Genomic DNA, 24,209 nt, shown 5'->3' with positions numbered 1-24,209 from the left:
CCTCCCCTTGGAAGGACTGTCAGTGAATCACCCCGACGACGAGAACGAACTCTTCAACCGACTCGAAGCAGAGCTGAACACCGACCCCGCCCCCGACTCCAGGGGAGAGGTGGTCGACCTCGACAAGGCACGGTCGGCCCGCACCGAATCGGCCGACCCGACCACCCGACCCGACACCGACCCGGAGGCCGGTCGGTCGGGTGCCGAGTCGGGCGACCCGACGACCCGCGTGATGGTCGACGTTCCGACCGTCAAGGCGACGGGTCCGGGCTACCTGGGTCGGCTGCTCGCCGCGCAGCGCCGCCCGGTCGTTCCGCCGTGGCTTCAGTCCGTCACGGAACTTAAGACCGCGTCCGCGTGGGTAGCCCGTCACTACGCGCACTCGGTCGGCTATCACGCGCTGCGCTCCCCGGTGTACGCCATGCGGCTCACGCTCCAAGCTCCGTCTGGGGCCGCGAAGTTCGTGGGCGGCACGCTGCGGTGGATGGCCGACCGAGAGGGCGAGCCGGTCCGCCTCGCCGCGGTCCGCCGCGAGGACGCAGCCGAGTACCTGAAGCTGTCGCGGCAGCGCGACGGACGCGTCCGCCTGCGCACCCTGGTCACCGTGCTCGCGATGTTCATCGGGCTCGCATCCGCGCTCGCCATGTACGTCCTCGCGCCCGACTGGCTTCAGGCCGTCTCGGTGAGCGCGGTCGTGATGGCGCTCGGCTTCGCCGGACGCCGTGCGGATGACCCGGTTATCCACAGGGCTGTGGAACTGCCCAAGGCCGTCAAGCTCACCTCGGACATCGTGCTGCGGGCGCTCGGCTCGCTCGGCATCCCCGCCATCAACCAGGCCCAGGGCAAAGGCCGCGACGGCTTCGAGTTCACCGCCCCCATCACCCGCGACGGCCCCGGCTGGCGTGCCGAGGGCAACCTCCCCTACGGCGTCACCGTGACCGACGTCATCGAGCGCCGCGACCGTCTCGCGTCCGGCCTGCGCCGCCCACTCGGGTGCGTGTGGCCGGAGGCAGTACCGAACGAGCACACCGGGCACCTGGTGCTGTGGGTCGGCGATCAGGACATGTCGACGTCGAAGAAGCCCAAGTGGCCGCTGCTGACCAGTGGTTCGGTGAACCTGTTCAAGCCGGTCGCCTACGGCACTGACCAGCGGGGACGCTGGGTCGACGTCACCTTGATGTACATCGCGGGCATCATCGGCGCCATCCCGCGCATGGGCAAAACCTTCCTGCTCCGCCTCCTGCTCCTGATCGCCGCGCTGGACCCGCGGGCAGAGCTGCACACCTACGACATGAAGGGCACCGGCGACCTGGACCCGGTCGGCAACGCAGTCTCCCACCGCCACGCCGCGGGCGACGACGACGAGTCGATCCTCTACTGCCTCAACGACTTCCGGGCACTGCGCGAGGAACTGCGCCGGCGCACCAAGGTGATCCGCTCACTGCCGCGGGACATCTGCCCCGAGTCGAAGGTGACCAGCGAACTCGCCGACAAGCGCTCCCTTGGCCTGCACCCCATCGTGATCGGGGTGGACGAGTGCCAGGTGCTGTTCGAACACCCCAAGCACAAGGACGAGTTCGAGGAGATCGCCACCGACCTGGTCAAGCGCGGACCGGCCACCGGCATCGTGCTGTTGCTGGCCACGCAGCGCCCCGACGCGAAGGCACTGCCCACCGGGATCAGCGCGAATGCGTCGGCGCGGTGGTGCTTGAAGGTCATGGGTCAGCTGGAGAACGACATGGTGTTGGGCACGTCCGCGTACAAGCGCGGCGTGCGGGCGACCATGTTCAGCTGGGGTGACAAGGGCATTCACTACTTCATCGGTGAAGGCTCCGACGCCCGGATCGTCGGCTCGGTCTACGTCGACGGACCCGGCGCGGACAGCATCGCCGCCCGTGCCCGCACCGCGCGTGAGAAGGCCGGACTGCTGACCGGGCATGCGCTCGGGGAAGAGCCGGAGGCGGTGGCGAGCGCGTACGACCTGCTGCGCGACATCCTCGCCGTCGTCCCTGCCGACGAACCGAAGGTGTGGTCCGAGACCGTCGTCGCCCGCCTCGCCGACCTGCGGGAGGACGTCTACAACGGCTGGGACCCCGAAGGACTCGCCGCCGCGCTCAAGCCCCACGGCATCGCCACGATCCAAGTGGGCCGCCGGGTCAACGGCAAGGTGGTCAACCGGCGCGGTATCGACCGCTCCCACATCGTTACGGCGATTGCGGAGCGTGACGGAAACCGGGACGCGGGCTGACGCTCCGGGGCCGCTAGCGCTAGCGGCACACCCCGCTAACGTTAGCGGCCCCGCTAGCGCCCCAAACCCGATCTGATCAGGCCGCTAGCGGATAGCGGCCCACCTGCGGAAACCCCTGAAAACCGCCTGGGAGGGCTCTGATGACCCCCACCCTGCTCGCTATCGCCATGCTCTTCGCTGTAACCCTGTGTTACGTCGCCGTGTGTGCTGCCTCGCCGTTCGGCAACTGCCGCAAGTGCAACGGCTGGGGCTTCCAGATGAAGACCGACCGCAAGGGACGCCAGAAGCGCGGCAAGGACTGCCGCCGCTGCAACGCCACCGGCAAGCGCATACGCATCGGCCGCTGGCTCTACAACCGCTGGGCCCGCATCTACCGCGCCGGCACCGACACCCCGCGCCCGGAAGGCTCCCGATGACGCTGACTTTCTCTGCGGTGCTGCTGTTCGGCATCGCCTCCGGGTTCGCGGTCAAGACCAAGTCGGCCGGCGCGGGTGCCGCGGTGCTGCTGTTCCTCTTCGGCTTCTTCACCGCGGGGACCGGCGCCTACGGCCCGATTCATGACCTGGTGGCGTCCTTCGCCCGCTTCCTGTCCCAGCTCGGCAACTGAACGGGAGAACTGCCATGAACGAACCCATCATCGCCCGCCACTGGCTCGTCATCGTGGCGCCCAAGGCCGCGCCCGCGCTCGCCACCACGACCGTGCTTGCGCTGGCCCGGATCTGGAATGCGAACGGCGCCGAACACTCCGTGGGCAACGCCGTGTTGATGACCGCGCTGTCCGTCGGAGCCGCCGCGGCGGGAGCCTGCGCGAGCGTCGGCTATGCCGGTGACAGCACGATCGCGGGGACCGCGTTCGCCGCTTCCGGAGCGCTCGCGTTCGCCGGGGTCGCCGGGTATGCCGACGGTCTGCCCCTGCCGTTGTTGCTGTGGTCGGTGGCGACGGTCGGCGCCTACGCGCTCGCCGCACGCTACTGGCGTACCGACCGCCGCGACCGCCTGACCCATGAGCGGCACGTCAGCGACCGGCGCGAGGAACGCGCCCACGTCGAACGTATCGAGACCATCCGCGGCACCACACAGATCGAAGTGGCCCGCACCGGCGCCGCCTACGCCGAACAACTCGCTCAGGCACTCGTCACCCGCGCCGCACTGCCCGGCTTCGACCCCACCGCCCTGGAAGCCGCCGGCCTGCCCCAACTCCCGCGGGGTGAGCGGTGAGGTTCTATCTGACCACCCACAAGCGGCATTGGGTCCGCCTGACCGATGTACCGCTGTTCTTGAAGTCCGAGCACTTCGTCAACGCGGTCAAGCTGGATGAGGCGCAAGGTCCGTACGCGGTGGACTCCGGCGGCTTCTCGGAGCTCCAGCGCCACGGCACCTGGACGCGCACCCCGCGCCAGTACATCGAGGACCTGCGCCGCATCTGGGAGCACGTCGGCCCCTACGACTGGGCTGCACCGCAGGACTGGATGTGTGAGGACCTCATCATCCACGGCGGCACGGCCGGCCCGAACGTCTTCGTTGGTACCCAGCTCAGCGTGGCAGAACACCAGCGCCGCACCGTCGCCAACTTCCTGGAACTGCGTTCCCTCGCACCCGAATTGCGCATCGCCCCCGTGCTTCAGGGCCGCACGATCGCGGACTACGAGCGCTGCGCAGAGCTGTACGAGCGGGCCGGAGCCGACCTGGGACGAGAGCCCACGGTGGGGCTCGGCTCGGTCTGCCGCTTGCAGTCCACCCGCGAGGGCGCGGCCATCGTCACCGCTATGGCCGCGCACGGCTTCAAGCTGCACGGCTTCGGCTTCAAGACCCTTGGCCTGGAACGCGTCGGCAACCTGCTCGCGTCGGCGGATTCCGCCGCATGGAGCTACCACGCCCGAAGACGGCCCCCGATGCCCGGCCACCCGCACAAGAACTGCGCCAACTGCCTTCCCTACGCGCTCCGTTGGCGCACTCGCGTGCTAGCTGCCCTTCCCGCCTGGCAACAACCCCTGCTCAACGTAGCCTGACGAAAGGGATCTCCCATGAGCACCCGCAGGACCGATCCGGTCCAGCACCCGCGCAAGGCCGCTGAGGCGGTCCGCGCCTTCAACCACGCCACCCGGTGGGCCTCCGGCGGGCACCCGGGCATTGCCTACCCCGGCACCGTGTACCGGGCCGTCGGTGCCTTCGCCACGCTCGCCTACCGGCTGCCGCAGGCCTTCGACCAGATCGGCACGGCCCTGGCCGATCTCCACACGGCCGGACATCTCACCGCCGATCACGGCACCCCCACCGAACACGCCATGGCCGTATCCGAGGCCTTGCGCGAAGCGGAGCAGCACGCCACCGCGATGGCGGCAGCCCTGGAACGCGCCCACAACGCGTCCAGCCCGCTCGGCTACTCCGGCCCGATCGACGACACAGACGACGACCTGTAGCAACGCCGCGGCGGCAGGACTCCCCAGCAAGGTCGCCCGCCGCCGCGGTTCTCCCTGGCCATCCGAAGACAGAACAGGAGAACCCCAGGATGCCGTACCCCGACGGCCCTGCCCAACTCGCGGCAGCACTTGACGCAGCGTCACACGACTGGCGCGTCTTCCCCCTCATCCCCGGAGACAAGCGCCCCGCGATCCGTGACTGGGAACAGCACGCCACCACCGATCGCAAGCGCATCACCCGGTGCTGGACGCACGCCGCGTATAACGTCGGCATCGCGACCGGCCCGTCCGGCCTGGTCGTCATCGACTTGGACCGGCCCAAGCACCCCGCCGACACCCCGCCGGCCGCATGGGCCGAGCACGGCGTCACGGACGGCGCCGACGTGCTGGCCGTGCTCTGCGAGCGCCACGGCCAGCCCCTCCCCACCGACACCTACACCGTCGGCACGTGGAGCGGCGGCACTCACCTGTACTTCTCCGCACCCGAGGGCGAGCCCCTGCGCAACACGGCCGGCGACAGTGCCCGCGGGCTCGGCTGGAAGGTCGACACCCGCGCTGTGGGCGGACTCGTGGTCGGAGCGGGCAGTACGTTCTCCGGGCGCCCGTACGAGGTCACCCGCAACGCGCCCGTGGCTGCTTTGCCGGGCTGGCTCGCCGAACTCCTGCGCCCCGCACCGCTGCCCCCGCAGAAACCCATCCGGGTTGCCCTCGCCGGTCGCGGACGGCGCACGGGCTTCCTGAACGCAGCGGTCAACGGGGAAGTCGAGCGGGTCACCGGCTCTGGCGAGGATCAGCACAACAACGAGCTGTACATCGCGTCTGTCGCCCTCGGGCAGCTCGTTGCCGGGGGAGAGCTGAGCGAAGCCGACGTGACCGGCTGGCTGTTGACTGCCGCACTCCAGGTAGGGCAGGGCGAGCGTGAGGCGCGGCGCACGATCGCCTCTGGGCTCAGGGCCGGGGCCCGGCGCCCTCGGACGGTCGCGGCATGAGCGCCAACCCGATTCCGCCCCTGCACCTGTACTCCGTCCCCAGCGACCCCCAGCCCCCCACCGTGCCGCCACCGAAGCGGGAACGCGCGCGGACCGCGTGGACGGCCGATCAGCTCATGGCTGCGGACTTCCCGGAGCCGAAATGGGCCGTGCCCGGTCTCCTCGCCGAGGGCGTGAGCCTGCTTGCCGGACCGCCCAAGGTCGGCAAGTCCTGGCTCTCCCTCGGGCTCGCCCTTGCGGTCGCCGCCGGGGGCAAGGCGTTCGACTCCGTCCCTGTCGACGGCGGACCGGTCCTCTATCTCGCTCTGGAGGACACCCCCCGCCGTCTCCAGACCCGTATGGGCAAGCTGTTGGGAGGACAGCCGGCGCCCGCTGGGCTCACCCTCGTGACCGAGTGCCCGCCCTTCCCAGCGGGCGGTACCGAGGCCATCGCGCAGTGGTTGGACCGCAACCCGGACGCGCGCATGGTCGTCATCGACGTGTTCGCCAAGATGCGCGGCCAAGCCCCACAAGGGGTGTCCGCGTATGACGCGGATTATGTCTCCGTCGGCTACGCGAAGCGGCTCGCGGACCACTACGGCATCGCCGTTGTCCTGGTCCATCACGTCCGCAAGGCGGGCTCGGACGACTTCCTGACGGAGGTCTCTGGGACCAACGGCATCGCGGGCGCCGCGGACGCCACGCTCGTACTGAAGCGGGCCCGCGGGCAGGCGGACGGCATCCTGCACGTCACCGGCCGTGACGTGGACGAAGCCGAGTACGCGCTCAGCTTCCAACCCGCCTCCGGGGCCTGGCACTTGCTGGACGGCCCGGTCACCGACCACACCGTCGGCGATACCCGAGCCGCGATCCTCCGCTACGTCCGCGCCCACCCCGGCGCGAAGCCGAAGGACATGGCGGGCGAGCTGCCACAGGTCGACATGGACACGATCCGCCGGACGTGCTCGCGCATGGCTGAAGCGGGACAGCTCACCAAGGACGCCGGTGGCCGGTACTACCCGGACACCGAGACCCGGACACAGGGTGTCCAAGAGGTGTCCGCGCTGTCCGACTGTCCGGTTACCCCCTCTGACCAGCACGAACAACCCGGACAGTCGGAATTGGAGCTGTCCGGGCTGTCCGGGTCGACCGAAGCCGAAGGGACGGCGGTATGAGCGCCCGCACGCTGGACGAGAAGTTGACCGTCGCGGAGGTCATCACCGACTTGAAGGTTGCTCCGTCGACGTTCTACCGGTGGCGCCAACTCGGGAAGGGCCCGCGCTCGATCAAGCTGCCGAACGGTGACGTACGCATCCGCCGATCCGAATATGAGCGTTGGCTCGCGGAGCGGGAGGACGCCGCGTGAGCACGACCGAAGACACCCCGGCCCTCCGCCCACACGGGGAGGCCCGGCCCGGGTACTCCCTCGACATCCGGCTGTGGAAGGTCACGAAGGTCGACCGCAAGGCCCGCCCGTATCAACTCCGTTGGGTCGTCGGCGGGAAGGTGAGCAGCGCGACCTTCGCCACGTCGGCACTTGCCGACAACCGACGCTCGGAGCTGCGTGCGGCCATGCGCAAGGGCGAAGCGTTCGAGATCGAAAGCGGACAGCCTGAGTCCGAAGTCCGCGCGGCTGAAGCGGCGGCAACGGCGGCTGAGGCCAAGCCGTCGTTGCGGTGGTTCGAGTTCTGCCGGAAGTACATCGCCGGGCGGTGGCGCATGAGCGCCGCCAAAACCCGTGAGGGCATGGCGGACGGTCTCGCGGCCGTGGCACTCGCCATGGTCAAGCGAGGCGAGAACACCCCTGAGGACAAGTACCTGCGCCTGGCATTCCGGTGGGCGATCGTCCCCGCGAACTCGGGGGAGCTCCCGCCGGCCGAACTGAAGGCCGCTTACGAGTGGCTCACGACGGAGGACCGTCCGGTTGTCGACCTGGTCGACGTTGAGGTGTTCGAAGACGTGCTGTACCGCCTCAGCTATCGACTGGACGGCACCCCGGCAGCGGGGGAGACGCACAAGCGGCGGCGCCGGGCCCTGAACACCGCCCTCGAACACGCGGTGGCCATCAAGGAACTCCCGGAGAACCCTCTCCAGGGGGCCCACAAGAAGCGCGTGGGGTCCGGCGCGGTGGTGGACCGACGCGTCCTCGTGAACGCCGTACAGGGGCGCCAGTTGCTCACCGCGGTCTCCTACGTCGGTTCGTGGGACCGCAACCGCGGGCGGCGCCTGGCAGCCTTCTACGCGGTCCTGTACTACGCGGGCCTCAGGCCCGCTGAGGCGGTCGGGCTGAGGCTGTCCGACTGCCACCTGCCGGACGTGGGTTGGGGCACGCTGACGCTGCGAGAGACGCGTCCCGTCTCCGGCAAGCAGTGGACCGACTCCGGGGAGCGGCACGACCGCCGGGGGCTGAAGGCGCGTGAGGCGGACACAGACCGTCCGGTCCCCATCCCGCCCGTTCTCGTCGCGATCCTGCGGGCCCACCTGACTGAGTTCGGGACCGCCAAGGAAGGGCGCGTGTTCGGCAACGAGCGCGGGGGAGTGGTCGGTTCGTCGACGTACTGGCGCGTGTGGGAGGAAGCGCGGGTGTTCGCCCTCCCGCCGGAACGCGTCGACTCACCGTTGGCCGGGCGCCCGTACGACCTGCGGCACACGTGCATCACGCGCTGGCTGAACGCAGGCGTCCCGATCGCTGAGGTGGCCCGGCGTGTGGGTAATTCACCCGAGGTGATTCATCGCCGATATCACGGCTGCATCGATGGTCACGAGGAAGTGGCTAATCAGCTAATCGATAAGGATCTAGAAAAAGAAGAACAGTGAGACCTTCTCGGGGTTCCGGCTTATTGGTCTGAACCCCGAGAGTTTCCGCTGTGGCCGAAGAAATAACCAAGCACAATCAGGAAGCTATTGGTGATAATTTCGGAGGTTTGCGTTTTGGTGAACATTGCGACTATTAGCGTCACTGCAAGTCCGACAAGAAGCAGCGAGCCTGCGAATGTTGCTACCGACTCCCTTGCTAGAATCTTTGACCAAACTTCCCATTTGCGTTCCATTAACTCGGCGCGGAGTATGGCGTCGTCGCGTTCGCGTCTGGCTATGACCTGGCGACTCTCTGCTTGGAGCTTGAATGTGTCGCGCTGCAGGTCTTCCAGTTCGGCTTCAAGAAGACGGCGCTGTTCGTCGTCGGGAAGGTTGTCAATCAGCTCTTTGAGTGACGATGCCGATTTCTTGTATGTGTGCTCCCAGAGTCGGAGAATGATATTCTCTCGACGCCGTGTTAGGTATTGTCGAATCATTCCCCTCTCCTTGACGTCCGAAGTGCCCAGGGAATCTGATGCGTTGATTAGTGCGTCGATACCATGTAGGGCCTTATTGAGCTCGCTGGGAGTCATCTGGGAGAGGGTGGGTGTGAGTATGCTGCTGACCGATGTAACCTCGTTGAAGTCCGTTACGGGCAGGCGAAGTGAATTGGCGGACGCATTTGGCAGCTTGGCTTCCAGTCGCTGCAATGCTTCCTTGGCGTCTCTTCCGAGGTCTTCTTCGTCCTTCACGTCTGCCCCCATGTTGTCGGTGGGCTGAGCGTACGACCTCTCGGAGGGAGCGCAGGCACCGTTCCAGCTCGGGCAGAGCCCACGTCTGGCGTATCGCAGATAGTGCGCGAACACTGAGAGACAACGAGAAAGAGCGGGAGTCAGTGAGACTGACTCCCGCTCTCTCGTGTCGGCATCCGCACAGGTCAGAGCATGATTCTTGCTGGCTGACTGGCGAGTGCCCCCGGCAGGATTCGAACCTGCGCACACGGCTCCGGAGGCCGTTGCTCTATCCCCTGAGCTACGGGGGCGTGTCCGTCGCGGTGATCGCGGCGACGGGTAGAACCCTACCAGCTCCCTACCCGTGTTCATGAACAGGTTTCTCGGTGGTCAGGGAGGTGGGTGGTGAGGGGTGGTGGGTCGCTCGCAGGGGGTGGAAGTGGGGAAAACCCGGACGCGGTGGCCGGTCCGGACCTACTCTCGAGTTGTGCCAGGCGCGTCGGGTCGGGTGCTTGTTGTGGACGACAACAAGGTCATCCGGCAGTTGATCAGGGTCAATCTCGAGCTGGAGGGTTTCGAGGTCGTGACCGCGGCCGATGGTGCCGAGTGTCTGGACGTGATTCACCAAGTGCGGCCCGATGTGGTCACCCTCGATGTCGTTATGCCTCGGCTGGACGGGCTGCGTACCGCCGCTCGGCTGCGTAGCGATCCCCGGACCCGTGATCTGCCCCTTGCCATCGTCAGCGCCTGTACCCAGTACGAGGTCGACAGCGGGCTCGACGTCGGCGTCGACGCGTTTCTCGCCAAGCCCTTCGAGCCTGCCGAACTCATCGCTCTCGTACGGCAGTTGATCGAGCGAGGGCGGCGTGAGCCGCAGGACCCGCGGGGCCCGCATGATCCGGCCGACGGACTCTCCCTCGGTGGTGCCTTCGGTGCCGGGGCCGGTGAGGGTGAGCGGGCTGGGCGGGGCGGGCGTAGCGGCAGCTGAGGCTGAGACGAGACTGCCTACGGCTCGCCACCTGTCGCCCTGTCACCGCTCCTTGTAGGTCTCCTTACGCGCTCCCCTCTGTTACTTGCTCCCCGTATATACAGACCCGCCGTCGCGGATGCAGGGCCCGCTCCATCCCGTCCGCCCCGTGCCCGGCATGTCCACATCCCGGACCTCCAGACAAACCGGCTGGCCTACCCACCCCCCTCCTCCCCTACGCTTGTCCCGTGACCCCCGTCGAGCTCTCCCGTACCGTGCTGCGCGCGGTGCGTCGTGCTGTGGAAGACGGGGAGCTGCGTGTGGTCGTACCTGAGAAGGCCTCCGTGACCGTGCCGGGGGCCGGCGGGTGGGGTGACTACGCCACCAACATCGCCCTCCAGCTTGCTCGGCCCGCGGGGGAGACCCCCCGCCGTGTGGCCGAGTTGCTGCGGCCGCACCTCGCCGGTGCCCATGGCGTCAGCGGTGTCGAGATCACCGGGCCCGGGTTCCTCAACATCAGCCTCGGGAGTACGGCGTCCACCGCCCTCGTCGAGGAGATCCTGCGGCGCGGACCGAGGTACGGGTACGTCGACGAGGCCGCGGCCGGCAGCAGCTATGACGTCCTCGCCGGCCAACCCGCCGCCAGCAGCCCGAACCCCCTCACTCGCCAACACACCCCCAGCAGCGCGAACACGCTCACCCGCGAACATCCCCCCACCGCCCACCGCGTTCAACTCCACGCCCCCCACGACCCCCGCGCCCTCGTCCACATGGACGTCATCGCCCGCCTCCTCCGCTCCCAGGGCGCGCTCGTCCGCACCAGCTGCGAGACCCGCCCCGAGCCCGAGTGGACGGCGATCCTCGATGTCGAGGTCGACGCGCACGGCACCCCGGCGTCGGCACCGCTACCCGCACCCGCACCGCCATCCGCACCGGCACCCGCACCCGCCCCCCTCGACGTCAACGTACGACCCGTGCCCGCCCCCGACCCCGTGGAACTCCTCTCCCTCGGCCGTGACGCCGCCCGCTGGGCTCTCCTTCACCCCGCTGCCCACGACCGGCCCCGCCTCACCGCCGACCATCTCGTGCAGCGGGAGAGCAACCCCCTCTTCCGGGTCCGTTACGCCTACGCCCGCACCCGGGCCGTCAGCCGCAATGCCGCCGACCTCGGCTTCACCGCCGAACCCGGCGACGTACGACAGGACACACATCAAGACGTACGACAGGGCACACAACAGGGCGTACGAGAGCGCACCGCCCCCCACACCCCGGCGGACCCCACCCCCCTCCTCACCCACCTCGCCGACCACCCCCGCCTCCTCGCCCGCGCGGCAGCCCAGCGTGCTCCCGACCTGCTCGCCCGTCACCTGGTCGCCGTAGCCGACGAGGTCCTTCCTCTCCTCGCCGACACGTTGCCGCTCGGGGACGAGAAACCCTTGGCCGCCCACCGTGCCCGGCTCGCGCTTGCCGAAGCTGCCGGGGTGGTGCTCGCCGGTGGCCTGTTCCTGCTCGGCATCGATGCCCCCGAACACCTCTGAGCGCCAGGACCGACAAGACACCGCACGATCTGAGCGCCAGGAAGAGACAGAAGAGAAGACGACATGAGCCGTTCCGCACATCCCGCCGGTCCCCGTCACGCCGACGTCCTGCCCGAGGGGCACTACTCTGCCCCGGCCGCCGACCTCAACGAACTCGACCCCAAGGTGTGGGCGCAGACCGTGAGTCGTGACGCGGACGGTGTCGTCACCGTCGGCGGTATCGACGTGAAGACGCTCGCCGAGCGGCACGGCACTCCGGCGTACGTGCTCGACGAGGCCGATTTCCGGGGGCGGGCCCGGGCCTGGCGTACCGCGTTCGGGCAGGACGCCGACGTCTTCTACGCCGGCAAGGCGTTCCTGTCCCGTGCCGTCGTGCGGTGGCTGCACGAGGAGGGGCTCAACCTCGACGTGTGTTCCGGTGGCGAGCTCGCCACCGCCCTCTCCGCCGGGATGCCCGCCGACCGCATCGCCTTCCACGGCAACAACAAGTCAGTCGGCGAGATCACGCGGGCCGTCGAGGCCGGCGTGGGACGCATCGTTCTCGACTCCTTCCAGGAGATCGTGCGGGTCGCCCACATCGCGCAGTCCCTCGGCAAGCGGCAGCCGGTGCAGATCCGGATCACCGTGGGCGTCGAGGCGCACACCCATGAGTTCATCGCCACCGCCCACGAGGACCAGAAGTTCGGGATTCCGCTGGCCGGCGGGCAGGCCGCCGAAGCCGTGCGGCGCGCTCTTCAGCTCGACGGGCTCGAAGTCATCGGGATCCACAGTCACATCGGGTCGCAGATCTTCGACATGTCCGGGTTCGAGGTCGCGGCCCATCGGGTGGTCGGGCTGCTCAAGGCCGTTCGTGACGAGCACGGTGTCGAGCTGCCCGAGATCGACCTCGGGGGCGGGCTCGGGATCGCCTACACCAGCGACGACGATCCCCGTGAGCCGCACGAGATCGCCAAGGCGCTCACCGAGATCGTCACGCGTGAGTGCGAGTCCGCGAAGCTGCGGACCCCGCGGATCTCCGTCGAGCCGGGGCGCGCCATCGTCGGGCCGACCGCCTTCACGCTCTACGAGGTCGGCACCATCAAGCCCCTCGACGGGCTGCGGACGTATGTGTCGGTCGACGGGGGCATGTCCGACAACATTCGGACGGCGCTCTACGACGCCGAATACAGCGTCGCTCTCGTGTCCCGGCGCTCCGACGCCGAGCCGATGCTCGCGCGGGTCGTCGGCAAGCACTGTGAGAGCGGGGACATCGTGGTCAAGGACGCCTTTCTGCCGGGGGACCTGGCACCCGGTGACCTGATCGCCGTACCGGCCACGGGTGCGTACTGCCGTTCCATGGCCAGCAATTACAACCATGTGCTCCGGCCGCCGGTCGTCGCGGTGAAGGATGGGGAGTCGCGGATCATCGTCCGCCGGGAGACGGAGGAGGACCTGCTCCGCCTCGACGTCGGCTGAGTGAGCCGGATGAAGGAACGAAAAGAAAGAGGGGTGGAAGATCTCCGGTCTTCCACCCCCTGGAAATGAAATCGATGTCTCACGATCCGGACCATGGATAGAAACTCCCGTCCGGTGAGTGAGACTGGTCCAACCGATGACGGTATGAGGAAACGAGGTCGGATGATGCGTACGCGTCCGCTGAAGGTGGCGCTGCTGGGCTGTGGAGTGGTCGGCTCAGAGGTGGCGCGCATCATGACGACGCACGCCGACGACCTCGCCGCCCGCATCGGCGCACCCGTCGAGCTCGCGGGCGTCGCCGTACGCCGGCCCTCCAAGGTCCGCGAAGGCATCGACCCCGCCCTCGTCACCACCGACGCCACCGCCCTCGTCAAGCGCGGGGACATTGATGTCGTGGTGGAGGTCATCGGCGGTATCGAGCCCGCCCGTTCCCTCATCACCGCCGCCTTCGAGCACGGCGCCTCCGTCGTCTCCGCCAACAAGGCGCTGCTCGCCCAGGACGGCGCCGCGCTGCACGCCGTCGCCGAGCAGCAGGGCAAGGACCTGTACTACGAGGCCGCCGTCGCCGGTGCCATTCCGCTGATCCGGCCGCTGCGCGAGTCCCTCGCCGGCGACAAGGTCAACCGCGTGCTCGGGATCGTCAACGGGACCACCAACTTCATCCTCGACAAGATGGACTCGACCGGCGCCGGTTATCAGGAGGCCCTCGACGAGGCCACCGCCCTGGGGTACGCCGAAGCCGACCCCACCGCCGACGTCGAGGGCTTCGACGCCGCCGCGAAGGCCGCCATCCTCGCCGGAATCGCCTTCCACACGCGCGTGCGTCTCGACGACGTCTACCGCGAGGGCATGACCGAGGTCACCGCCTCCGACTTCGCCTCCGCGAAGAACATGGGCTGCACCATCAAGCTGCTCGCCATCTGCGAGCGCGCCGAGGACGGCGGGTCCGTCACCGCGCGCGTGCATCCCGCGATGATCCCGCTCAGCCACCCGCTCGCCTCCGTACGCGGCGCCTACAACGCCGTGTTCGTCGAGTCCGACGCCTCCGGGCAGCTGATGTTCTACGGCCCCGGCGCGGGCGGTGCCCCCACCGCCTCCGCCGTGCTCGGTGACCTCGTCGCCGTGTGCCGCAACCGGCTCAACGGGACCACCGGGCCCGGCGAGTCGGCGTACGCCGGACTGCCCGTGTCGGGCATGGGCGAGGTCGTCACGCGGTACCACATCAGCCTCGACGTCGCCGACAAACCAGGTGTTCTCGCACAGGTCGCCACCGTGTTCGCCGAGCACGGAGTCTCGATCGATACGGTTCGGCAGCAGGGGAAGGACGGCGAGGCATCCCTCGTCGTCGTCACGCACCGCGCGTCCGACGCCGCCCTGGGCGGGACTGTCGAGGCGTTGCGCAAGCTCGACACCGTGCGGGGTGTCGCCAGCATCATGCGGGTTGAAGGAGAGTAACCAGCAATGACCCACCAGTGGCGCGGAATCATCGAGGAGTACCGGGACCGGCTCCCGGTGTCCGACAGCACGCCGGTCGTCTCCCTCCGCGAGGGCGGCACGCCCCTCGTGCCCGCGCAGGTGCTCTCCGAGCGCACCGGCTGCGAGGTCCACCTCAAGGTGGAGGGCGCCAACCCCACCGGGTCCTTCAAGGACCGCGGTATGACCATGGCCATCACGCGGGCCAAGGAGGAGGGCGCGCAGGCCGTCATCTGCGCCTCCACCGGCAACACGTCGGCCTCCGCCGCCGCCTACGCGGTACGCGCCGGGATGGTCTGTGCCGTCCTCGTGCCGCGCGGCAAGATCGCGCTCGGCAAGATGGGCCAGGCCCTCGTGCACGGCGCGAAGATCCTCCAGGTCGACGGAAACTTCGACGACTGCCTCACCCTCGCCCGCGAGCTGAGCGACAACTACCCTGTGGCGCTGGTGAATTCGGTCAACCCGGTGCGCATCGAGGGCCAGAAGACGGCCGCCTTCGAGATCGTCGACATGCTCGGCGACGCACCCGACATCCACGTCCTGCCGGTGGGCAACGCGGGCAACATCACCGCGTACTGGAAGGGCTACAAGGAGTACGCCGGCGACGGCATCGCCGCCAAGTCCCCGCGCATGTGGGGCTTCCAGGCGTCGGGTTCCGCGCCCATCGTGCGCGGCGAGATCGTCAAGGACCCCTCGACGATCGCCACCGCGATCCGCATCGGCAACCCCGCGTCCTGGCAGTTCGCGCTGGACGCGCGGGACGAGTCCGGCGGGTTCATCGACGAGGTGACGGACCGTGAGATCCTGCGCGCCTACCGGCTGTTGGCCGCTCAGGAGGGCGTTTTCGTCGAGCCCGCGTCCGCCGCTTCCGTCGCCGGTCTGCTGAAGGCGGCCGAGCAGGGCAAGGTCGACCCGGGCCAGACCATCGTCTGCACGGTGACCGGAAACGGTCTCAAGGACCCCGACTGGGCCGTCGCGGGCGCCCCGCAGCCGGTCACGATCCCGGTCGACGCGCCGACGGCCGCCGAGCGCCTCGGGCTGGCGTAAAGCCGCCTGGCGGGTACTCGCCACGGGGGGTGCACAGGGGGCTTACGACACGCATCGTGCGCCTCCTGTGCGCCCTATGTCGCCACAGAACCTTCCTTCGATAGGCTGTACCGAACCCGCCCGCCGCATATGCCTGCGCGCATGGCTCGGCACCGCGCCGTCTCCACGGCCCGAGGGTCTTCACGTACCTATCGAATCTCATCGAATGTCTTCGACAGTCACGCAGCTCAAGGAGAGTCATCGAGCGATGGCCGGTCCAGCCTTCCGCGCCGCCGCCGTCCGGGTGCGCGTCCCCGCCACCAGCGCCAACCTCGGCCCGGGCTTCGACGCCTTCGGCCTCTCGCTGGGGCTCTACGACGACGTCGTCGTCCGTGTCGCCGACTCCGGGCTGCTCATCGACATCGCCGGCGAGGGCAGCGAGACCCTCCCGCGCGACGAGAACCACCTCCTCGTACGGTCCCTGCGCACCGCCTTCGACCTGCTCGGCGGACAGCCGCGCGGCCTGGAGATCGTGTGCGCCAACCGCATTCCGCACGGCCGCGGCCTGGGCTCCTCCTCCGCCGCCATCTGCGCCGGCATCGTCGCAGCGCGCGCCGTGACCATAGGCGGGGACTCCCGGCTCGACGACACGGCCCTGCTGGAGCTCGCCACCGAGATCGAAGGTCACCCCGACAACGTGGCGGCCTGTCTGCTGGGCGGATTCACGCTCTCCTGGCTGGACGGCGGAGCCGCGCGGGCGATCAGGATGGACCCCGCCGACTCGATCGTTCCGGTGGTTTTCGTGCCCGGGAAACCGGTACTCACCGAGACCGCGCGCGGCCTGCTCCCGCGCAGCGTCCCGCACGTCGACGCCGCCGCCAACGCGGGCCGCGCCGCCCTGCTCGTCGAGGCCCTCACCCGGCGCCCCGAGCTGCTGCTGCCCGCCACCGAGGACCGGCTGCACCAGGAGTACCGCGCTCCGGCGATGCCCGAAAGTGCCGCGCTGGTCGACCGGTTGAGGGCGGACGGGGTGCCGGCCGTCATCTCCGGCGCCGGTCCGACCGTGCTCGCACTGGTCGACGCCGACAACGCCGACAAGGTGTCCCACCTCGCCGGTGAGGGCTGGGCCGCCAACCGGCTGGATCTCGACGCACAGGGCGCGTGCGTACTGCCGCTCGCGGCCCCCAGCGTCAATTGACTACGTACCGTCGCCGGATTTCGAGAGGGGGAATGTTTGTTGGATCCGGTAGTGTTAATCTCAAGTCTGCACCCGACCCCACCATGGCGAGGTGCTTGTTGTCCCCGTCCGGGACAGACATTCTTCCGGGAGCCTCCCAAGCCGCACCGTGTTCTGTAGGGGCACAGAGCGGTTCGCCGGGCACGCTCCGGAATTGGTGCGACCAAGCCACGTGACACAGACACTCGGTGCCACTGCTTCGGGAAGCGCCGTCACCAGAAATCTCTTCCGCCGCTTAGGCGGACCACCGCCCCGGCACGGTTCACACAGCAAGAACCGAAGCCGGACAGCACAACCGGTCGCCGAGCCAGACAGGCCGACGTCCGCTCCAGGGAAGGACCCTTCGTGAGCGACACCACCGATCTGATGGGCGCGCGTGTCGAGGAGACCGCTGCCGCGCCCGCCACGGACGCCTCCGCGCCTGCCACCGGTGCCGGCTCCCGGCGGCGCCGCGGTACCGGCCTCGACGGCATGGTGCTGGCCGAGCTTCAGCAGGTCGCATCCGGCCTCGGCATCAGGGGCACCGCGCGGATGCGCAAGAGCCAGCTGATCGAGGTCATCAAGGACGCGCAGGCGGGAGGGGGCGCTCCGGCCAAGGCCGAGACCGCCACCGAGACCAAGCCGAAGCGCCGCGCCACCTCCAAGACCCGTACGGGTGACGAGGCGGCCACTCCGGCCGAGGAGAAGGCCGAGAAGGTCGCCGCCGAGAAGGCCGTGGCCCAGCAGCAGATCGAGATCCCCGGCCAGCCCGCCAGCGACGACGCCCCTGTGGAGCGCCGTCGTCGCCGCGCGACCGCCGAGGCCGGCAGCCCGGAGACGGTCGCCGCCGAGGCGAAGAGCGAGCCGAAGGCCGAGACGCCCGCCGCCGCGCAGGGCGAAGCCGGTGACGACGGCCGTCAGGGCCGCCGGGACCGTCGCGACCGCGACCGCAGTGGCCGTCAGGACCGCCAGGACCGCGACCGCGGCGACCGCCGCAAGGACAACGAGCAGCAGGGCGGCGGCCAGCAGCAGAGCGGCGGCCGTCAGGACCGTCAGCAGGGCGGTCAGCAGCAGGATCGCCAGCAGCAGGACCGTCAGCAGCAGAGCGGTGGCCGCCAGGACCGTCAGGACCGGCAGCAGCGCGACAACGGCCCGCAGGACGACGACGACTTCGAGGGCGGCCGTCGCGGCCGTCGCGGCCGGTACCGGGACCGCCGTGGCCGTCGCGGACGCGACGAGTTCGGTGGCGGTGTCGCGGGCGAGCCGCAGGTCGCCGACGACGATGTGCTGATCCCCGTCGCGGGCATCCTCGACATCCTCGACAACTACGCGTTCATCCGTACGTCGGGCTACCTGCCGGGCCCGAACGACGTGTACGTGTCCCTCGCCCAGGTCCGCAAGAACGGCCTGCGCAAGGGCGACCACGTCACCGGCGCGGTCCGCCAGCCGAAGGACGGCGAGCGCCGCGAGAAGTTCAACGCGCTGGTCCGCCTCGACTCGGCGAACGGCATGGCGGCCGAATCCGGGCGCGGGCGACCGGAGTTCAACAAGCTGACGCCTCTCTACCCGCAGGACCGGCTCCGCCTGGAGACCGACCCGGGTGTGCTGACGACCCGCATCATCGACCTCGTCGCGCCGATCGGTAAGGGCCAGCGCGGTCTGATCGTGGCCCCGCCGAAGACCGGCAAGACCATGATCATGCAGGCGATCGCCAACGCGATCACGCACAACAACCCCGAGTGCCACCTGATGGTCGTCCTGGTCGACGAGCGTCCGGAAGAGGTCACCGACATGCAGCGGTCGGTGAAGGGCGAGGTCATCTCCTCGACCTTCGACCGTCCCGCCGAGGACCACACCACGGTCGCCGAGCTCGCCATCGAGCGCGCCAAGCGGCTGGTGGAGCTGGGCCACGACGTCGTCGTACTCCTGGACTCGATCACGCGTCTCGGCCGTGCGTACAACCTCGCGGCGCCCGCCTCCGGCCGCATCCTCTCCGGTGGTGTCGACTCCACGGCGCTGTACCCGCCCAAGCGCTTCTTCGGTGCCGCGCGCAACATCGAGGACGGCGGTTCGCTGACCATCCTCGCCACCGCGCTCGTCGACACCGGCTCGCGCATGGACGAGGTCATCTTCGAGGAGTTCAAGGGCACGGGCAACGCCGAGCTGAAGCTCGACCGGAAGCTCGCCGACAAGCGCATCTTCCCCGCGGTGGACGTCGACGCGTCCGGTACCCGTAAGGAAGAGATCCTGCTCGGCGCCGACGAGCTGGCCGTCACCTGGAAGCTGCGCCGGGTGCTGCACGCGCTCGACCAGCAGCAGGCGATCGAGCTGCTCCTCGACAAAATGAAGCAGACGAAGTCGAACGCCGAGTTCCTGCTCCAGATCCAGAAGACCACTCCTGGCAACGGGGACTAGGGCAAGGCAGCGTTATCAAAGGGCCGCTTCCTGTTAAGGGGGCGGCCCTTTGGGTTGTCAGTGGCTGGCTGTACGATCGCGCCCTTCGGACTTGTTTTCGATAATCGTCCGAACTTCTGATCCCGAGGGGGGACTTGAGTGGGTATGCCCATGCCTGGGGCCGGTCGGCACAGACGCCGGATACGTTTTGGCCTGCCTGTCGCCGCGGCCGGTATCGCCGCCGCCGTGACCGCCGCACTGATGACGACGTCCGCCGGCGCGGCCACCGCGCTGCCGACGCCGACCGTGAAGCCCGCCGTGAGCACGACGTCGCTCGCCACGCTGAAGAAGCGCGTCGCGGGTGCCGAAGCCGGTGACGACATAGCCGGCCAGACGGCCAAGAAGTCGTCCCTGAGCGCGAGCACCACCGGCAAGGCCGTCGGCCCGAAGATCATCGGCGGCACGACGACCACCATCAACACCGCGCCGTTCATGGCGCAGCTCTGGTACTACGACGACAAGGGCACCACCACCGAGACCGACGACATCGGTTTCTTCTGCGGTGGCTCGGTCATCTCCCCGTCGAAGATCCTGACGGCCTCGCACTGCGTCAAGGGCTACAACTGGGCCAAGTACGGCGCCGTCATCACCAGCGCCACCCAGCTGCCCACCACCGACGACGCGGGCGACACCGACCTGCACGGCGGCCAGGCCACCGCGGTCCTGCGCCAGTGGAACCACCCGTCGTACAGCGTGTCGACCAACGGCGCCCCGAACAACGACATCGCGGTCCTCACCCTGGCGGCCCCCGTCAAGGCGACCCCGATCCGCATGACGACGAACACCGACACGGCGTCGTACACGGGCACCCCCGCGAAGACCGCCAAGGTCTACGGCTGGGGCCGTACCAGCTCCACCACGCAGGACGTCTCCGAGACGCTGAAGACGGCCACGCTGCCGATCGACTCGGACGCCACCTGCACCGCCGCCTACGGCAGTGTCGACTACGTCAAGGGCCACATGGTCTGCGCGGGCGCGCCCGCCACCGGCAGCGACGCCGGTACGACGACCACCTGCAACGGCGACTCCGGCGGCCCGCTCATCGTCGGCGGCCGGATCGTGGGCGTGGTGTCCTGGGGCGTCCAGGACTGTGTCGCGGCGGGCGCCTACGCCGTCTTCACCAAGGTCACCGCCTACGTCGGCGCGGCCTACGCGCAGGTCGACGACGGCAACCTGAGCTACACCGACAACAAGGCCGACATCTACGCCCGCAAGTCCTCCAACAAGGTGGGCTACGAGCTGGACTCCAAGGGCACCTCGCTGGCCACGCGCGTGTCCCTGGGCGACTGGGGCGGCGTCAACCTGGTCCGGTCGGCCGACCTGAACCGGGACGGCTACCAGGACTGGATCTACCGGACCACCGCCGGCGCGGTCTACTGGGACCACTTCCAGCTCAACAGCGCGCGGGACGACGGCAGTTGGGTCAGCACGAAGATCTTCGCCAACTGGAAGACCCGCACCCGGATCCTCGCCCCCGGCGATGTCACCGGCGACTACCTGCCCGACCTGGTCTCGGTCGACAGCGCGGGCGTGCTGTGGATCTACCCGGGCAAGGGCAACGGCACCTTCTCCTCGCCGTCGCGGGTCGGCGGCGGCTGGAGCCAGTACAACGTGCTGGTCGGCCACGGCGACTTCAACGGTGACGGCAAGGCCGACCTGCTCGCCCGCAACAAGAGCACCGGCGTCCTCTACCTGTACAAGGGCGCGGGCAAGTCCGGCTCGGGTGCCTTCGCGGCCCGCGTGAAGGTGCGCACCTGGGGCAGCTACAACGCCTTCGACGCCGTCGGTGACTTCACCGGCGACGGCAAGGCGGACCTCCTGATCCGCAACGCGAGCAACACGCTGTACCTCTACCCGGGCACCGGCAAGGCCACCAGCGAGATCTTCGGCACACCGAAGTCCCTCGGCACCGGTTTCCAGCAGTACGACATCTTCGGCTGACATCGCAGGTGAGCGGGGCATTACCCGCTCACTCGACTACACAGAGTGCCCATCGCCGTACGCGATGGGCACTCTGCGTTGTGCAACCCTTTCCCGAGTTTCCCTGTCTGACCTGGCGGAGCGACCATAGAGCGAGGATTGAGCGGTATCGGTCGCTTCGGCCAGGCCTGAACCCTGAAAGCAGGGGGTAACCGACCCGGAACGAGATGCGAGGAGCCCATGTCCGCCGAGAGCACGCCGGAGCCCGCCATACCGGGCAAGGACGGCACCAACGGCCCGCGCCACCGCGCCGGAGGCCGTAAGAAGGACCGCAGTCCGCGTCACAAGGCCCTGCTGATCACGGCCTGGGTCGCGGCGGGCGTCGTCGTGCTGGGCGGCACCGGCGCCGGGTACGTGTACTTCAAGCTCAACGGCAACATCAAGAGCGTCGACATCAACCAGGCCCTCGGCACCGACCGGCCGGTCAAGGTCGACAACGGTTCCGAGAACATCCTGGTCCTGGGCTCTGACAGCCGTTCCGGCACGAACAAGAAGCTCGGCGGCGGCACCGACGACGGCAGCGCCCGCTCCGACACCGCGATGATCGTGCACGTCTACAAGGGCCACAAGAAGGCCAGCGTGGTGTCCATCCCGCGCGACACCCTCGTCGACCGCCCCGAGTGCACCGACACCAAGGGCGTCACGCACGACGCGGCGTCCGGCGTGATGTTCAACGAGGCGTACTCCACGGGCGGCGCCGCCTGCACGGTGAAGACCGTCGAGTCCGTCACCGGGCTGCGCATGGACCACTACCTGGAAGTCGACTTCGCCGGCTTCGAGAAGCTCATCGACGAACTCGGCGGCGTCCCGGTCACCACGACCAAGGCCATCAAGGACCCGCAGAGCCACCTCGACCTCAAGGCCGGCACCCACACGCTCAACGGCCGGCAGGCCCTCGGCCTGGTCCGCACCCGGCACGGCGTCGGCGACGGCTCCGACCTCGGCCGCATCCAGCTCCAGCAGGCCTTCATCAAGGCCCTGGTCAACCAGGTCAAGCACATCGGCGTCCTCACCAGCCCGACCAAGCTCTACGACCTCGCCAACACCGCCACCAAGGCCGTCACCACCGACTCCGACCTCGGCTCGGTGAACTCCCTCACCTCCTTCGCCAACGGCCTCAAGACCATCAGCTCGAAGAACATGAACATGGTCACGATGCCCGTCGAGTACGACCCGGCCAACCCGAACCGGGTCATCGTGGAGAAGTCGAAGGCCCAGATGGTCTGGACGGCCCTGAAGAACGACCGCCCGATCCCGGCGGCGGCGACCAAAGGCACGGCTACCGGTGAAGCCAAGGGCGTGGTGACGAGTTCTTGAGGGGCGCGGGGCTGTATCGGTTGGCGGCTCCGCCGCGGGGCGCGCTCAGCCCCTACCGGCCCGCAGGGAATAGACAACGCCAACCCCCGGTTTTGGGAGATGGCTCCAGTGCTGGCAGACTGGACAGTCGGCCCCGGTTCACGTCCCGCAACCCGCGGAGCGACCCGGTGCCCTCCCGAAACTAGGAGACACCCTTGAAGCGCGAGATCCACCCCGAGTACGTCGAGACCCAGGTCAGCTGCACCTGTGGCGCGTCGTTCACCACCCACAGCACGATCACCAGCGGAGCGATCCGCGCCGACGTCTGCTCCGAGTGCCACCCGTTCTACACGGGCAAGCAGAAGATCCTCGACACCGGTGGCCGCGTGGCCCGCTTCGAGGCCCGCTTCGGCAAGGCTGCTGCCGGCTCCACGAAGTAGCGAGCTTCCATTTCGCCGGTCCACGGCCGCGCCCTGCTACGGGCGCGTGTCGGGACCGGCGTTTTTGGTCGCCCGCCTACCCTTCCGTACGCATTTCAGGAGCCCAAGATGTTCGAGGCTGTCGAGGACCTCATCGGCGAGCACGCCGACCTTGAGACGAAGCTCGCCGACCCGTCGGTCCACGCCGACCAGGCCAACGCGCGCAAGCTGAACAAGCGCTACGCCGAGCTCACCCCGATCGTCGCCACGTACCGCTCCTGGAAGCAGACCGGCGACGACATCGAGACCGCGCGTGAACTCGGCGCCGACGACCCGGAGTTCGCGGCCGAGGTCAAGGAGCTGGAGAAGCACCGCGAGGAGATCACGGAGAAGCTGCGGCTGCTGCTCGTGCCGCGTGACCCCAACGACGACAAGGACGTGATCCTTGAGGTCAAGGCGGGCGCCGGCGGCGACGAGTCCGCGCTGTTCGCCGGCGACCTGCTGCGCATGTACCTGCGGTACGCGGAGCGCGTCGGCTGGAAGACCGAGATCATCGACGCCACCGAGTCCGAGCTGGGCGGCTACAAGGACGTCCAGGTCGCCGTGAAGACCAAGGGCGGAAACGGCGCGACCGAGCCCGGCCAGGGTGTCTGGGCCCGCCTGAAGTACGAGGGCGGTGTGCACCGCGTGCAGCGCGTCCCGGCGACCGAGTCCGCGGGCCGTATCCACACCTCGGCGGCCGGTGTCCTCGTGACCCCCGAGGCGGAGGAGGTCGACGTCGAGATCAACCCGAACGACCTCCGCATCGACGTCTACCGCTCCTCCGGGCCCGGCGGGCAGTCCGTCAACACGACCGACTCCGCGGTGCGCATCACGCACATTCCGACCGGAGTCGTCGCTTCCTGCCAGAACGAGAAGAGCCAGCTGCAGAACAAGGAGCAGGCACTGCGTATCCTGCGCTCCAGGCTGCTCGCCGCGGCGCAGGAGGAGGCGGAGAAGAATGCCGCCGACGCCCGCCGCAGCCAGGTCCGCACGGTCGACCGCTCCGAGAAGATCCGTACGTACAACTTCCCGGAGAACCGCATCTCGGACCACCGCGTCGGCTTCAAGGCGTACAACCTCGACCAGGTCCTGGACGGCGACCTCGACGCGATGATCCAGGCTTGCGTCGACGCGGACTCGGCCGCCAAGCTCGCGGCGGCGTAAGGCACGGCACGGTTCG

Annotated in this window: 22 protein-coding genes and 1 tRNA gene; 21 read left to right on the top strand and 2 right to left on the bottom strand. The window is 68.8% G+C overall.

What is annotated here, in order from left to right; translation table 11 throughout:
• The first annotated feature begins 22 nt into the window (after positions 1-22).
• From OG226_RS17490 to OG226_RS17445, 10 genes are all read left to right on the top strand, one after another.
• Positions 23-2,248 carry a cell division protein FtsK gene (locus OG226_RS17490; protein ID WP_329349398.1) on the top strand — a complete coding sequence of 742 codons (2,226 nt, stop codon included), beginning with the start codon at positions 23-25 and terminating at the stop codon, positions 2,246-2,248.
• A 140-nt stretch (positions 2,249-2,388) separates the two neighbouring features.
• Positions 2,389-2,664, top strand: a complete 276-nt coding sequence (locus OG226_RS17485; protein WP_329349397.1) for a hypothetical protein — start codon at positions 2,389-2,391, stop codon at positions 2,662-2,664.
• Entirely contained in the window at positions 2,661-2,855 is a 195-nt protein-coding gene (locus tag OG226_RS17480; RefSeq protein WP_329349396.1) for a hypothetical protein, read from the top strand. The genes OG226_RS17485 and OG226_RS17480 overlap by 4 nt, the downstream gene beginning before the upstream one ends.
• A 14-nt stretch (positions 2,856-2,869) precedes the next feature.
• Positions 2,870-3,466 (top strand): hypothetical protein, encoded by a 597-nt coding sequence (locus tag OG226_RS17475; RefSeq protein WP_329349395.1) that lies wholly within the window; start codon positions 2,870-2,872, stop codon positions 3,464-3,466.
• Entirely contained in the window at positions 3,463-4,257 is a 795-nt protein-coding gene (locus OG226_RS17470; protein WP_329349394.1) for a deazapurine DNA modification protein DpdA family protein, read from the top strand. Before OG226_RS17475 ends, OG226_RS17470 begins: the two co-directional genes overlap by 4 nt.
• A gap of 15 nt (positions 4,258-4,272) precedes the next feature.
• The gene (locus tag OG226_RS17465; protein WP_329349393.1) at positions 4,273-4,668 is read left to right on the top strand and encodes a hypothetical protein; all 396 of its coding nucleotides are present in this window, start codon (positions 4,273-4,275) and stop codon (positions 4,666-4,668) included.
• A gap of 89 nt (positions 4,669-4,757) precedes the next feature.
• Positions 4,758-5,657 carry a bifunctional DNA primase/polymerase gene (locus OG226_RS17460; protein ID WP_329349392.1) on the top strand — a complete coding sequence of 300 codons (900 nt, stop codon included), beginning with the start codon at positions 4,758-4,760 and terminating at the stop codon, positions 5,655-5,657.
• Positions 5,654-6,811, top strand: coding sequence for an AAA family ATPase (locus OG226_RS17455; RefSeq protein ID WP_329349391.1), 1,158 nt, complete (start codon positions 5,654-5,656; stop codon positions 6,809-6,811). Before OG226_RS17460 ends, OG226_RS17455 begins: the two co-directional genes overlap by 4 nt.
• Complete coding sequence (locus OG226_RS17450; RefSeq protein ID WP_329349390.1) at positions 6,808-7,002, top strand: helix-turn-helix transcriptional regulator; 195 nt, start codon at positions 6,808-6,810, stop codon at positions 7,000-7,002. Before OG226_RS17455 ends, OG226_RS17450 begins: the two co-directional genes overlap by 4 nt.
• Positions 6,999-8,453, top strand: a complete 1,455-nt coding sequence (locus OG226_RS17445; RefSeq protein WP_329349389.1) for a tyrosine-type recombinase/integrase — start codon at positions 6,999-7,001, stop codon at positions 8,451-8,453. Before OG226_RS17450 ends, OG226_RS17445 begins: the two co-directional genes overlap by 4 nt.
• A 20-nt stretch (positions 8,454-8,473) precedes the next feature.
• Here the strand turns inward: OG226_RS17445 and OG226_RS17440 are convergent, their stop codons facing one another.
• Positions 8,474-9,184, bottom strand: coding sequence for a hypothetical protein (locus OG226_RS17440; protein ID WP_329349388.1), 711 nt, complete (start codon positions 9,182-9,184; stop codon positions 8,474-8,476).
• Between the two features lie 218 nt (positions 9,185-9,402).
• A tRNA-Arg gene (locus tag OG226_RS17435) sits at positions 9,403-9,474 on the bottom strand.
• Positions 9,475-9,602: 128 nt separating this feature from the next.
• Here OG226_RS17435 and OG226_RS17430 point away from each other — a divergent pair.
• From OG226_RS17430 to prfA, 11 genes are all read left to right on the top strand, one after another.
• Positions 9,603-10,151: a response regulator gene (locus OG226_RS17430; protein WP_329353419.1), complete on the top strand. Its 549-nt coding sequence runs from the start codon at positions 9,603-9,605 to the stop codon at positions 10,149-10,151.
• Positions 10,152-10,378: 227 nt separating this feature from the next.
• Positions 10,379-11,668, top strand: a complete 1,290-nt coding sequence (gene nrtL, locus OG226_RS17425) for an ArgS-related anticodon-binding protein NrtL (RefSeq protein ID WP_329349387.1) — start codon at positions 10,379-10,381, stop codon at positions 11,666-11,668.
• A 63-nt stretch (positions 11,669-11,731) separates the two neighbouring features.
• Positions 11,732-13,123, top strand: a complete 1,392-nt coding sequence (gene lysA, locus OG226_RS17420) for a diaminopimelate decarboxylase (RefSeq protein WP_328679056.1) — start codon at positions 11,732-11,734, stop codon at positions 13,121-13,123.
• 162 nt (positions 13,124-13,285) lie between these two features.
• A complete protein-coding gene (locus OG226_RS17415) occupies positions 13,286-14,578 on the top strand; it encodes a homoserine dehydrogenase (protein WP_328679054.1) in 1,293 nt (430 codons plus the stop codon).
• 6 nt (positions 14,579-14,584) lie between these two features.
• Positions 14,585-15,643, top strand: a complete 1,059-nt coding sequence (gene thrC / locus OG226_RS17410; protein WP_033285390.1) for a threonine synthase — start codon at positions 14,585-14,587, stop codon at positions 15,641-15,643.
• A gap of 247 nt (positions 15,644-15,890) precedes the next feature.
• Positions 15,891-16,820 (top strand): homoserine kinase, encoded by a 930-nt coding sequence (gene thrB, locus OG226_RS17405; protein ID WP_328679052.1) that lies wholly within the window; start codon positions 15,891-15,893, stop codon positions 16,818-16,820.
• Positions 16,821-17,204: 384 nt separating this feature from the next.
• Positions 17,205-19,253, top strand: coding sequence for a transcription termination factor Rho (rho, locus tag OG226_RS17400; protein ID WP_329349386.1), 2,049 nt, complete (start codon positions 17,205-17,207; stop codon positions 19,251-19,253).
• Between the two features lie 150 nt (positions 19,254-19,403).
• On the top strand, positions 19,404-21,233 hold the full coding sequence (locus OG226_RS17395) for a trypsin-like serine protease (protein WP_329349385.1): 1,830 nt from the start codon (positions 19,404-19,406) through the stop codon (positions 21,231-21,233).
• 219 nt (positions 21,234-21,452) lie between these two features.
• Positions 21,453-22,589 carry an LCP family protein gene (locus OG226_RS17390; protein WP_328679046.1) on the top strand — a complete coding sequence of 379 codons (1,137 nt, stop codon included), beginning with the start codon at positions 21,453-21,455 and terminating at the stop codon, positions 22,587-22,589.
• Between the two features lie 194 nt (positions 22,590-22,783).
• Positions 22,784-23,008 (top strand): 50S ribosomal protein L31, encoded by a 225-nt coding sequence (gene rpmE, locus OG226_RS17385; protein ID WP_328679043.1) that lies wholly within the window; start codon positions 22,784-22,786, stop codon positions 23,006-23,008.
• A gap of 108 nt (positions 23,009-23,116) precedes the next feature.
• Positions 23,117-24,193 (top strand): peptide chain release factor 1, encoded by a 1,077-nt coding sequence (gene prfA, locus OG226_RS17380; protein WP_328679040.1) that lies wholly within the window; start codon positions 23,117-23,119, stop codon positions 24,191-24,193.
• Positions 24,194-24,209 lie beyond the last annotated feature (16 nt).

Source organism: Streptomyces sp. NBC_01261, assembly GCF_036226385.1.
GTDB lineage: Bacteria > Actinomycetota > Actinomycetes > Streptomycetales > Streptomycetaceae > Streptomyces.
The sequence above is the reverse complement of the archived record's forward strand: the minus strand, read 5'-3'. Positions and strand labels throughout refer to the sequence as shown.